The sequence below is a fragment of the Pseudoxanthomonas sp. 22568 genome, from assembly GCF_052044485.1.
Lineage (GTDB): Bacteria > Pseudomonadota > Gammaproteobacteria > Xanthomonadales > Xanthomonadaceae > Pseudoxanthomonas_A > Pseudoxanthomonas_A beigongshangi.
Map to the genome: position 1 here is coordinate 194,820 of NZ_JBQENC010000009.1, position 10,181 is coordinate 205,000.

Annotated in this window: 7 protein-coding genes and 2 rRNA genes (1 of these 9 only partly in view); 1 reads left to right on the plus strand and 8 read right to left on the minus strand. The window is 64.5% G+C overall.

The genetic code is table 11. The features are described from left to right. Positions 1-58 precede the first annotated feature (58 nt). Positions 59-1,861, minus strand: a complete 1,803-nt coding sequence (locus ACTJI2_RS13270) for an ATP-binding protein (protein WP_440842399.1) — start codon at positions 1,859-1,861, stop codon at positions 59-61. 20 nt (positions 1,862-1,881) lie between these two features. Next, positions 1,882-2,589 carry a response regulator transcription factor gene (locus tag ACTJI2_RS13275; protein ID WP_225562546.1) on the minus strand — a complete coding sequence of 236 codons (708 nt, stop codon included), beginning with the start codon at positions 2,587-2,589 and terminating at the stop codon, positions 1,882-1,884. Positions 2,590-2,784: 195 nt separating this feature from the next. Here ACTJI2_RS13275 and ACTJI2_RS13280 point away from each other — a divergent pair, with 195 nt between their 5' ends. Next, positions 2,785-4,056 (plus strand): NAD(P)/FAD-dependent oxidoreductase, encoded by a 1,272-nt coding sequence (locus ACTJI2_RS13280; RefSeq protein WP_440842400.1) that lies wholly within the window; start codon positions 2,785-2,787, stop codon positions 4,054-4,056. Here the strand turns inward: ACTJI2_RS13280 and ACTJI2_RS13285 are convergent. The 6 genes from ACTJI2_RS13285 to ACTJI2_RS13310 form a co-directional block, all read right to left on the minus strand. Further along, the gene (locus ACTJI2_RS13285) at positions 4,050-4,517 is read right to left on the minus strand and encodes a DUF1203 domain-containing protein (RefSeq protein ID WP_440842401.1); all 468 of its coding nucleotides are present in this window, start codon (positions 4,515-4,517) and stop codon (positions 4,050-4,052) included. The two genes, ACTJI2_RS13280 and ACTJI2_RS13285, sit on opposite strands and share 7 nt — an antisense overlap. Positions 4,518-4,693: 176 nt before the next feature. Continuing rightward, positions 4,694-5,572: an RNA polymerase sigma factor RpoH gene (gene rpoH, locus ACTJI2_RS13290; RefSeq protein ID WP_183639575.1), complete on the minus strand. Its 879-nt coding sequence runs from the start codon at positions 5,570-5,572 to the stop codon at positions 4,694-4,696. A gap of 86 nt (positions 5,573-5,658) precedes the next feature. Further along, positions 5,659-7,386: an EAL domain-containing protein gene (locus tag ACTJI2_RS13295; RefSeq protein ID WP_440842403.1), complete on the minus strand. Its 1,728-nt coding sequence runs from the start codon at positions 7,384-7,386 to the stop codon at positions 5,659-5,661. 626 nt (positions 7,387-8,012) lie between these two features. Next, on the minus strand, positions 8,013-9,245 hold the full coding sequence (locus tag ACTJI2_RS13300) for a dipeptidase (protein ID WP_440842404.1): 1,233 nt from the start codon (positions 9,243-9,245) through the stop codon (positions 8,013-8,015). A 96-nt stretch (positions 9,246-9,341) separates the two neighbouring features. Continuing rightward, positions 9,342-9,456, minus strand: a 5S ribosomal RNA gene (gene rrf / locus ACTJI2_RS13305). A gap of 122 nt (positions 9,457-9,578) precedes the next feature. Beyond that, positions 9,579-10,181 (minus strand): 23S ribosomal RNA (locus tag ACTJI2_RS13310); it runs 2,276 nt beyond the window's last position.

The window sequence follows — 10,181 nt, forward strand, 5'->3', positions numbered from 1 at the left end:
GTCCGCATCGGACATCCCCGGAATCAGGTAGTCCCCTGTCGACGCGCGCAGGCCTGGCTCAGGCCAGCAGTGGAAACTCCAGCCGCAGCCGGGTTCCCCCGGTGTTCGATTCGATGCGGAGCTGCCCGCCGAGGCGCTGGGCGCGCGCCCGCATGCTGCCCAGCCCGGCACCGGGGACCAACCCATCGCCCTCGCCCGCCAAGCCCTGTCCGTCGTCCTCGATATGCAACTGCAACCGGTCATCCGCCCTCGCCAGGCGGACATTCACCTGGCGGGCCCGGCTGTGCTTGAACACGTTGGTCAGCGCTTCCTGCAACAGCCGCATCAGGTCCAGGCTGCGCGCGGGACCGAGTTCGATGCCGTCCAGTCCTTCCAGTTGCCACCGGCTGTCGATATCGGCGGTTTCCAGCAATCGGCCCAATCGGTGCCGCAGCGGCGCCAGTTGCGCCGCCAGCGCCGCCTGCTCCCGCGCGGTGCTGTCGATCACCAGCCGCAGATCGTCACGCATCTCCTTCAGCGTGCCCACGATCTGCGCCTTGGTCGTGTCTTCCGGTGCGTTCTCCAGTTGGGCGATGGCGCCCACCAGGGTGCCGCCGAAACCGTCGTGCAGATCGCGCACCAGTTGCAGGCGTTCTCCCGCCCGGCCATGCGCCAGCTCCAGCGCGTGCTGCTGCGACAGCGTGTCCGACAGCCGCGACGTCGCCGCCGCCACTTCCTGTTGCAGCTCCTCGTTGAATCCTTCGATGCGCCGCATCGCGGCGACGAAGCGGTGGGACAGGACGAAACCGATGCCGATCAGCGTCAACACCGAGGTGAGGCTCAGCAGATAGGTGTCGCTGTGCACCCAGCCGAAGAACAGGGCGAAGTCATAGAAGGACACCAGCACCGGCAACAGCAGGCAAGCGGCCAGCACCAGGAAATCGATCCGCCGCCGCCGCCACGCCTGCGCCAGGAAGTAGCCGATGCCGAGATAGAAGAACAGGCCTCCCAGCACGATCCACGGCGTGCGCGCCGGTCCCATCCAGCCCGGCGCCAGCAGGGCGGTTGCGACCGCGGCCACGCTCGCCAGCGCCATCATCGTCTCGATGCGCGGAAACCGCCGCTCCGCGTAGCGGAACAGGAACATCGTGTAGCTCGCGCCGGTCACCAGGTACATCGCCGCTACGAACGCCTGCCAGCCGTCGGTGGTGGTGAACGGCCAGGGACTGGAAACGATGTAGTTCGCGCCGTACAGCGATCCCGCCAGCTCCGACAGGGCGAACCAGCCGTAGACCGAATCCTGGCGACGGAACAGCCACAACATCAGGAACAGGCCGCCCATCACCACGCTCATGGCGACGTTGATCAACTTGATGTCGTGGCGCGCGAAACGTTCCTGTCGATACAACGCTTGCACGGCAGCGGGTTCGCCCACTGTCACGGTACCGAATCCGGGCTGGTAGGCCGAAAGACCCGAAACCCGCACCATCAGGGTGTTCTCGCCCTGGCGCAGCAGCGCCGCCGGAATCAGTTGGTAATACGGCGCCACCCAGGCACGTGAAAGCGGCTCGATAAGACTCGGGTCGCGCGCCACCAGATTGCCGTTGACGTAGATCGCGCCTGACAGGCAGATGTAGTTCACCAGCAGGCCGATGGGCTGGCGGGTATCCGCCTGTTGCCATCGCAACCGATACCAGACGACGCCATCATGATCCGGCCAGCGCGTGTCCCAGAAATCGACCAGTTGCACGGGCTCCCAGCCACTGTCCGGCGGCGCGGATTCCTGCCAACCGGAACGCACCGCCTCGGCGCGATCGATCGTCACCATCTGGACCGGTTGCGCCCCCACCAATCCGGACCACAGCAGGCACCACAGAAGCATGCAGACACGTCCATGCAATCTCACGGCAGCAGCCCCATCGCCCGGGCTTCGAAGACCGCCGCCGTGCGCGAGCCGACCGCGAGCTTGCGATAGATGTTCTTGGTGTGGCATTCGATGGTGAGACGGGACAGCGACAACAGATCCGCCATCTCGCGATTGCTGAACCCCTGCGCCACCAATCCCAGGATTTCGCGCTCGCGATCGGAGAGGGAAGCCTCCTGTCGCGCTTCTCGTGTGGTCGAGGCGGCGGGCGCCGCCATGGCCGCCGGCAGCAGCGCCAGGATGCGGCGGGCGATCATCGGATCGATGGGCGCACCGCCTTCACGCAGGCTTTTCAGGGACATCAGGATCTCGGCGTCATCGCGCTCCTTCAGCAGATACCCGACCGCACCCGCCCGCACGCCCGCGAGGATGATTTCCTCCTCCGCCCAGGCGGACACGATGACCGCCTGCGTGCCCGGTGCGTGTTGCTGCATCCAGGCGATGAGGTCTATGCCGCTGCCATCCGGCAACTGCACGTCCACCAGCGCCAGCGCGAAGGGGTGTTCCCGCAGGCTCGACCGCGCGGACGCCAGGCAATCGACGTCCACGATCCGCGCGTCCGGTTCGGCGATCCCGGCCACCAGCCGTGAAATCCGGCGGCGAACGACAGGATCGTCTTCGATGACCAACACTGCATCCAGTGTGATCGGCTGTGGCTGCATCATTCCCCCTGCACCGTCGCACATTTGTCGGCTCCGGCGGCCAAGTCTAACTTGGACCGGGATGACCCGCGCATGCACGGGTGCGTGCTTCCGTCTTGCGTATGCCCGCGTCCATGCCAGAATTCCCTGCATGGATACCGTCGCTCTCCTCCCGTCGACGTTGCCGTCGGCGCCTGTCCGGCATCATTCCTGCGCCGCGCACGCCCGCGGAGGGCTTCGATGAGCGCTTCCCGTCCTCCCCACGTCGTCATCATCGGCGGGGGTTTCGCCGGCTTGTGGGCGGCCAGGGCGCTGGCCAAGGCGCCGGTGCGGATCACCCTGATCGATCGCCGCAACCATCACCTTTTCCAGCCGCTGCTCTACCAGGTGGCGACCGCCGGCCTGTCCGCACCCGACATCGCCGCGCCTTTGCGCCACATCCTGCGCCGCCAGGCCAACGTGGAAGTGCGACTGGCCGAGGTCACCCGGGTGGACCCGCAGTCACGCCGGCTGCAACTGGGTGATGCCGGCTCCCTGGGCTATGACTACCTGCTGCTGGCCACCGGCGCCACCCATGCCTACTTCGGCCACGACGAGTGGGCCAAGCACGCTCCCGGCCTGAAGACGCTGGACGATGCGCTATACCTGCGGCGCCACCTGCTGGTGGCATTCGAACGGGCCGAGGCCGAGCCGGATCCGGCACGCCGCGCCGCCTGGCTGAACTTCGCGATCGTCGGCGGCGGTCCCACAGGCGTGGAACTGGCCGGCACGCTGGCGGAGATCGCGCGGCATACGCTGAAGAACGAATTCCGCAACATCGACCCGGGTGAGGCACGCGTGCGCCTGATCGAAGCCGGTCCGCGTGTCCTGGCCTCCTTCCCCGAAGATCTGTCCGCGCGCGCGCGTCGCCAGTTGGAAAAGCTGGGGGTGGAAGTCAGCACCGGCGTTCCGGTCACCGCCATCAGCGAGGCGGGTTACCAGCTCGGCGATACCTTCGTGCCCGCCAGGACGGTGGTCTGGGCGGCGGGTGTCGCGGCTTCCCCACTCGCGCAATCCCTGCATGTCCCGCTGGATCGTGCCGGGCGCGTGGTCGTGCAGCCCGATCTCAGTGTTCCCGGGTATCCCGACATCTTCGTCGGTGGTGATCTGGCCGCGGTGCAGAGCCAGGGTCGGCCCGTCCCCGGCGTCGCGCCCGCCGCCAAGCAAATGGGGCGCCACATCGCGGCGATGATCCGCGCACGAATGGCCGGCAAGCCCACCAGCGCTTTCCGCTACCGGGACTTCGGCAACCTCGCCACCATCGGCCGCATGGCGGCGGTGGTCCATTTCGGCCGACTCAAGCTGTCCGGCCTGCTGGCCTGGTGGTTCTGGCTGGCCGCCCACGTATTCTTCCTGATCGGATTCCGCAACCGGCTGATCGTGCTGCTGAACTGGGCCTGGGCCTACTGGAGCTACCAGCGCGGCGCACGCATCATCTTCGGCGCGCCGGACAAGACATCTTCGGATCAGTGACGATCCACGCGCGCGGCGAAACAGCCGGGACGCGCGTTGTGCACGTGCAGGTACGCCGCGTCTTCGCGCTCGAAAAAGGACGCGATCAGGGGTTCCAGCTGCGTACCTTCCACGACTTCGGCCGCCTGCATCCAGCCATCCGCATCGTAGGCGCGGACCGACAGCAGGCGGCGCAGGAACGCCTCGGGAATCCGATCCTCGAATACCGCCGCCCGGGTCGCTTGCTGGCGTACGAATATCGGACCGCTCGCCCGGTACGGACCCGCCGCCCCATGGTGCTGGAACGGCAACAGCAGGAGAGTCTCGCCGCTCCGCGCATCGTCCAGCGAAACCCGGCAGGGAAAACCCCGATCCTTGTCGGCGACCACGCGCCGTATCGACTGCGCGGCCAGCGCCGCGTCGTCCAGTGCCCACAGATGGGTGAACAGGTCGGGAGAGAGTCCAGTGATTCGGTAGGCCATGACGGAAGGTCCAGGGGGCGGAGGTGCAGCATCCTCCCGGCAACGTCGCGTCACCATCCGGTTCTTGCGCGGAATACCGCGTCCTTCACTCATCGATGGAGCACGCAGCGTGGACAAACAAAACAAAACGGCCCCGCTTCCGGGGCCGTTGCTTGTTTCATCGAAGCGCCCCGAAGTCAGGCGGCGAACAGCGCCTTCATCTTCTTCAGCGCATTGGCCTCGATTTGCCGGATGCGCTCGGCGGATACGCCATATTCGTCCGCCAGTTCCTGCAGGGTGATCTTGCTGTCGGCATCCAGCCAGCGGCGCTTGATGATGTCGCGCGAACGCTGGTCCAGGCCCGCCAGGCCTTCACGCAGCAGTTCCAGCTGGTTGTCCTCGCTGTCGGCGCGCTCGTAGGCCTGCGACGGATCCTCATCGCCCGCCATCAGGTAGCTCACCGGCGACGGCGGCGCATGATCATCGTCCTCGTCGCCAGGCGCATCGAAACCGATGTCGCGACCGGACAGGCGCGATTCCATTTCGAGCACTTCGCGTTCGGACACGTTGAGGTCCTTGGCGACCGCGCTGACTTCCTCCGCGTTCATCCAGCCCAGGCGGGTCTTGGACTTGCGCAGGTTGAAGAACAGCTTGCGCTGCGCCTTGGTGGTCGCCACCTTCACGATGCGCCAGTTCTTGAGGATGAACTCGTGCATTTCGGCGCGGATCCAGTGCACCGCGAAGCTCACCAAGCGCACGCCCATGTCCGGGTCGAAGCGCTTCACCGCCTTCATCAGGCCGATGTTGCCTTCCTGGATCAGGTCACCCAGCGGCAGGCCATAGCCGTTGTAACCGCGGGCGACATGCACGACGAAACGCAGGTGCGAATGCACCAGCTCGCGGGCGGCGTCCAGATCTTCACCGTCGCGGAAGCGACGCGCCAGCGCCTGCTCGTCATCGACCGTGAGCACCGGAATCTGGTGCACGGCGCCGATATAGGCCTCGAGCGAACCGAGCGCGCTGGGGATGGGGAGATTGTTCGCCACCAGGGCGGTGGCAGCAGTGTTCTGGCTCATGGGGCTCATCTTAGCAGTCGGGTTGTTCGACTGCTAACCGGTAAAAGAGTTCCCCATCATTCCGACAGTGGAACGATGGGCGGAAATCATTCAGCTTCCGTAAGGGAAACGGAACCATGAGCGGGCTTCCGGCCACCTGCGATTTGCTTGGTCATTTTTCCTCTCATATCAATAGGTTGCAACATTCCCCGAGCGTCGCCGAACCAAGGCGGACGACTTGCCAGCGTGCCTGGCAGCAATGATGCCGGCAGCGGCCGGGCAAACAGGTACCCCTGCAGGAAGGCCACGCCGTGGCGGGCCAGGGCATCCGCCTGGGCGGGGATTTCCACGCCTTCCGCCACCACGTCCAGGTCCAGGCGTTCGGCCAGATCCAGGATGGTCCGCAGTATCGGCGTGATGCCATCCGGATCCGGCAATCGGGTAACAAAGCCCCGATCGATTTTCAGCCGGTCGGCATGGAGCTCCTGCAGGTGACTGAGATTGGAATGGCCGACGCCGAAGTCGTCCAGCGCGATGCGCACGCCCAGTCGCCTGACTTCGTCGAGGACGGCCAGCACATCGGCGTCCGGAACGACACCCTCACGCTCGGTCAGTTCCAGGACCAGCGCGATCCGCCCGGATGGAAACGCGGCAAGGAAGCGCCGGCAGTGTTCGGGCAGCCAACGCGCGGACAGATGCGCGGGAGTGATGTTGAAAGCGACATGGAATCCCGCCGGCAGCAGCGACAACATGCCGGCCAGTTCCCGCGCCGCGCGAGACATCAGTCCCGCGGTCATCGGCAGGAGGAAATCGGAATGCTCCAGCTGCGGCATGAAGCGGTCCGGAGCCAGCAGGCCGCGCCCGGGATGCTCCCAGCGTGCCAGCACTTCCACACCCGCCCAGTTCCGATCCGCGCAGCGCACGATCGGTTGATAGAAAGGAACGAACTCGCCATCCCGGACCGCTCGCTGGAATTCCCGCTTCAAGGCCCGGCGGCGAATCGTCCAGCGATGGAACAGATAGCCCATTGGCATTCCGGCCAGCGCCATCAGCAGCCATGCTGCGGAGGATGGGCCCCGGGAATGCTTCGCCTGCTCGTCACCCGCATCCGAAGCGATCGCCACCGGATGGCGCGACGACGTGACCAGACGGGATTCCGCGTCGGCATCCGGCGACAGTACACGAATCCCGCCAGCGTGCTCCAGCCGCTTCGCTCCTACCACCCAGGCCGATTCGCGGCCTTCCTGGAATGAGTGGCGGACGTGCAACGCATCCAGCACGGCGATCGCATCATGAGGTCCTCGCGCCAGGCGATACAGCAGCAAGGGGCGATCCGGCGCGACCTCGTTCCCGGCGACCAGCGTCACGGCATCATCGGAAAGCCCCATCGCCTCGGTCGGCACGGCGATTTCGCCATACAGGGTGCTGCAATAGGCCATTCCATCACGGGCCAGGACCAGTGATCGTGCCTGTGGCAAGGCCGCCGCTTTCAGCCGCAGCGCATCCACCACCTCCACGCAGTCGCCGGCGGCAAGCGGCAGGCTCGCATCCACGGTGGAATGAACCTGGTCCAGCATCGCCTCGAGCTTCGACATCACGGCGCGCCCGTGGTCGGCCTCCTGCTGCCCGGCCATCATCCACTGGATGTGGTGCCAGCCCAGGCCTAGAAAAAACGGAATTGAGACGATCAGCGCGACCGCACCCGCATGCAGGACACGGCGTGACAGTCTTGCGCAACAACGCTTCCGCACCGCCATCGCCGCCCCACGACCACCCGCCGCCCGCCCGGTCCGGACGTGCGCCACGGTATCGGCGGCGGGATGTGCAATATGCATGGGTCTGTCGGAGAGATTTCGCAGCGGGCACGGTACCCGCACCTGAGGCAGGCCCAGGTCGTGGTTCCCGTGGCCAGGAAAGAGAGCGTCCAGGAAATGTCTGCTGATGTTTCGACCGCGACTTCCGTGTCGCGGACTACACTTTCACCCAATGTGACTCACCGCAGGAATCGGACATTTCCGAAAAGGCAGCCGGAGGTGATGCTTCGCGTTCAATGACGAGTCATCGCGCCTGAATCCGCATCCCGGGCGGTTCTACTGAGAATGGCTCCGACAACGCGGAGCGGCCTACCCATCATGCTGTTTGACGGGTAGACGATCCATTGGCGCTCATTTCGCCGCCAAGCCGACGGAATTCGCACGACCTCCACTCGCCTGTCGTGCCGCGGACACTGAGGCTTGAAGAATGTGCGGATGGCACGGACGGCCGCGTGACGGTCACGTCGGAAAAAGCACGACGCTGCGCCCGCGATGGCACCTTCGCCGTGCTCGATGACCTGCCTCAAGGCGGGTCCGTGATTGCTTCAACCGACCAGCAACACTTCCGTGGGCGCGCTACTGCACGCCCACGTCCCTTGCGAAGCCTGTTCGCGTGGTTAGCTTTCGATGGAAGGGAGTTGCTCAGGCTATCGCTGCGCAGGCTCGGCTACCGCCTCGACCGCACGAAGCACGCGAAGCAGGTTGCCTCCCCAGATCGCATGGATGTCGGCCTCGCTATAGCCTTCCTTGAGCAGGCGTTCGGTGATCTTCGGCAACGCCGAGACGTCCTCCATGCCGGCCACACCGCCACCGCCATCCCAGTCCGCTCCGATCCCGACGTGCTGAGGACCCGCCACCTTCAGGATATGCAGCAGGTGCCGCATGTAATCCTCGAACGTGGCCTGCGGCACGGGGAATCGCTGGTCGATCTCTGCGCGCTCCTTCAGATAGGCCTGGACCTTCGCCTCGTCTCGCCCGCTTTCCTCGCCATACTTTTGCGAAAGCGCTTCAAGCGCGGCTTCGCGCTGCGGATGCTTGGGAATCGATATCAGATAGCCGCCATACGCGTTGACGTGAATCACGCCCCCCTTGGCCGCCAGCTTGCGGATGCGCGCATCATCGATGTTGCGCGGATGATCGAACACCGCGTCAGCGCTGGTGTGCGACAGCACGATCGGCGCCTTGGAAAGCTCCAGCAACTGATCGAAGACCTGGTCGCTCGCATGCGATGCGTCCAGAATCAGGCCCAGGCGGTTGGCCTCAACCACCAGCGCCTTGCCCTTGGGACTCAGGCCATTCCATTGCGGACCCGCGGCATCGGTGGACGAATCGCCAAAGTCGTTGTTCTTGACATGGGTGATCCCCAGCATGCGCAGGCCGAGCTTGTGGTAGAGCTCCAGCAGGCTCGGATCGCTGGCGAGCGGCGAGGCGTTTTCCATGCTGATGAAGGAAACGCGCTTGCCCGAGGCGGCGATGCGTTCGGCGTCGGCGGCGGTCGAGACCAATTCGAAATCGGCCGCATTGGCGGCGATCATTTCACGAATCTCCACCAGTCGGGTCAGGCCGTGGTCGCGAGCGGCGCGATTGCCGGCCTCGTCACGTGAACCCTGCTCGGTGTAGATCACCCAGAATCCGCCGTCCAGGCCACCTTCCTTCATTCGAGGCAGATCCACCTGCGATTGGTCACCGTCATGATCATGGCGATCGCGGATACTCCAACCGGGACGCGAAAAATTCGCCGGCGTGTCCAGGTGCGTATCCAGCACCAGCGCCGAATCGTGCACCTGCCGCACCTTGGCCGGCGTAACTTCTTTGCCTGCCGCCCATGCGTGCGCGGCCAATGACACGCCTAGGGCGATGGCCAGAACACTTCGCTTCATTCCCCGGATCCCCTTTCTGTTAGGAAGTCCGATTGTTGGCGATCAGCGGAAAAGAAAAAACCCCCAGCCAATTGGCTGGGGGTTTTGGGGTAAAGCCCCTGGCGATGACCTACTCTTGCATGGCTTAAGCCACACTACCATCGGCGCAGCTGCGTTTCACTTCCGTGTTCGGGATGGGAACGGGTGGGACCACAGCGCTAATTTCACCAGGGAGACGGTTGGAGCGTCGCCATCCGAAGGGATGAGGCGCCTGTCTCACATAGGGTCTTGTGACGTAGCGGGCATTGGATTCTCATCGACGCTGCCGTCGAGTCCAAGGCCACTTGAGGTTATATGGTCAAGCCGCACGGATCATTAGTATCAGTTAGCTCAACGCCTTGCAGCGCTTACACACCTGACCTATCAACCACGTAGTCTACATGGTTCCTTCAGGGGGCTTGTGCCCCGGGAAGTCTCATCTTGAGGCGCGCTTCCCGCTTAGATGCTTTCAGCGGTTATCGCTTCCGAACATAGCTACCCGGCAATGCCACTGGCGTGACAACCGGAACACCAGAGGTTCGTCCACTCCGGTCCTCTCGTACTAGGAGCAGCCCCTCTCAAACTTCCAACGCCCATGGCAGATAGGGACCGAACTGTCTCACGACGTTCTGAACCCAGCTCGCGTACCACTTTAAATGGCGAACAGCCATACCCTTGGGACCGACTACAGCCCCAGGATGTGATGAGCCGACATCGAGGTGCCAAACACCGCCGTCGATATGAACTCTTGGGCGGTATCAGCCTGTTATCCCCGGAGTACCTTTTATCCGTTGAGCGATGGCCCTTCCATACAGAACCACCGGATCACTAAGTCCTACTTTCGTACCTGCTTGAGCCGTCGCTCTTGCAGTCAAGCACGCTTATGCCTTTGCACACAGTGCGCGATGTCCGACCGCG

Bases quoted from the DNA above. Each gene is read 5' to 3' on its own strand.
- ACTJI2_RS13270 (WP_440842399.1), bottom strand. From the start codon at position 1,861: ATGCTTCTGTGGTGCCTGCTGTGGTCCGGATTGGTGGGGGCGCAACCG.
- ACTJI2_RS13275 (WP_225562546.1), bottom strand. From the start codon at position 2,589: ATGTGCGACGGTGCAGGGGGAATGATGCAGCCACAGCCGATCACACTG.
- ACTJI2_RS13280 (WP_440842400.1), top strand. From the start codon at position 2,785: ATGAGCGCTTCCCGTCCTCCCCACGTCGTCATCATCGGCGGGGGTTTC.
- ACTJI2_RS13285 (WP_440842401.1), bottom strand. From the start codon at position 4,517: ATGGCCTACCGAATCACTGGACTCTCTCCCGACCTGTTCACCCATCTG.
- rpoH (WP_183639575.1), bottom strand. From the start codon at position 5,572: ATGAGCCAGAACACTGCTGCCACCGCCCTGGTGGCGAACAATCTCCCC.
- ACTJI2_RS13295 (WP_440842403.1), bottom strand. From the start codon at position 7,386: ATGCATATTGCACATCCCGCCGCCGATACCGTGGCGCACGTCCGGACC.
- ACTJI2_RS13300 (WP_440842404.1), bottom strand. From the start codon at position 9,245: ATGAAGCGAAGTGTTCTGGCCATCGCCCTAGGCGTGTCATTGGCCGCG.